Origin of the sequence: Micromonospora sp. NPDC005220 (assembly GCF_040607895.1) — a bacterium.
Classification (GTDB): domain Bacteria; phylum Actinomycetota; class Actinomycetes; order Mycobacteriales; family Micromonosporaceae; genus Micromonospora.
In genome coordinates, this window is the sequence record NZ_JBEXHP010000253.1 from 1 (window position 1) to 1,008 (window position 1,008).

Consider the following 1,008-nt stretch of genomic DNA (forward strand, 5'->3'; position numbering starts at 1 on the left):
CCTGGCCGGTGGGGTGCTGTCGCCGGAGGCGGTCGCCGAGTTCGCCGAGGCGCGGTGTTGCGGAGCGGGTATCGGCCGGAACTGGACCGTCGTTGTTGTCGTGCGGCTCAGGCGCGGCCGCGGCGGGTCCGAACCTCCTGCAGGCGCTCCTCCAGGATGTCCTCCAGCTCGGCGATCGAGCGCCGCTCCAGAAGCATGTCCCAGTGGGTACGCGGCGGCTTGGCCTTCTTCTGCTCCGGCTCGCTGCCGTCGACGAGTCGGGCGACGCTGCCGTCGAACTTGCATTCCCAGGTCGTCGGGACCTCGGCGTCGACGGCGAACGGCACCTCGAACTGGTGGCCCTTGGCGCAGAGGTACTCGCGGGTCTGACGCGGCGCGAGCTCCGTGTTGCGGTCGGATTCATAGCTCACCGCGCCAAGGCGGCTTCCGCGCAGCATACGCTCGCCCATGATCGACTTCCCCTCGTTCGTGGTGCTGGTCTTCTGGGTGTAACGGTGCGTCCCCGCCGAGCCATTCCCGCCCGAGGGCGTAAGGCGTCCACGGGTGGGCCGGGACCAAGGGTAGCCGGCCGGGACGGTCACCCGGTCAGGTGATCCCCAGGCGGGTCCGGAACAACGGTGTGTGTCCGCGGCCACCGGGGAGGTTAACCGCCCGAGCCTACCGAAGGTTGCGCCGCGATCATCAGGAGGCGTCGCCGGGAGTGGCGGCGCCGAGCCGGGCCAGCGCCAGCGCCAGGTCGCTGACCTGGTCGCCGAGCTGCGCCACCCGCCGCTGGGCCAGGTCCCGGTCGGTCTCGGCGGCGTCGAGCCGTACCGTCAGGGCGGTGCGGTGCCCCTCGGCGGTCGCCGCGGCCTGCCGGGCCACTGTCAGTTCGGCGGTGAGCGTGTCGCGGTGCGCGGTCAGGGCGGCCAGCTCCGCGCGCAGCCGCGCGGCCAGCTCCGCGGCCTCCTGCCGGGCCTCGTCGGCCTGCCGGGCGGCGACCTCGGCGCGGTCGCGGGCCCGGTCGGC

1 protein-coding gene and 1 pseudogene are annotated in these 1,008 nt (G+C 73.5%); both read right to left on the reverse strand.

Going from position 1 to position 1,008, the window contains the following annotated elements:
• Nucleotides 1–107: 107 nt before the first annotated feature.
• Nucleotides 108–449: an RNA polymerase-binding protein RbpA gene (locus tag ABZU52_RS32505; protein ID WP_030327608.1), complete on the reverse strand. Its 342-nt coding sequence runs from the start codon at nucleotides 447–449 to the stop codon at nucleotides 108–110.
• 232 nt (nucleotides 450–681) lie between these two features.
• Nucleotides 682–1,008 (reverse strand): annotated as a pseudogene (locus ABZU52_RS32510) (hypothetical protein); the annotation flags it as partial.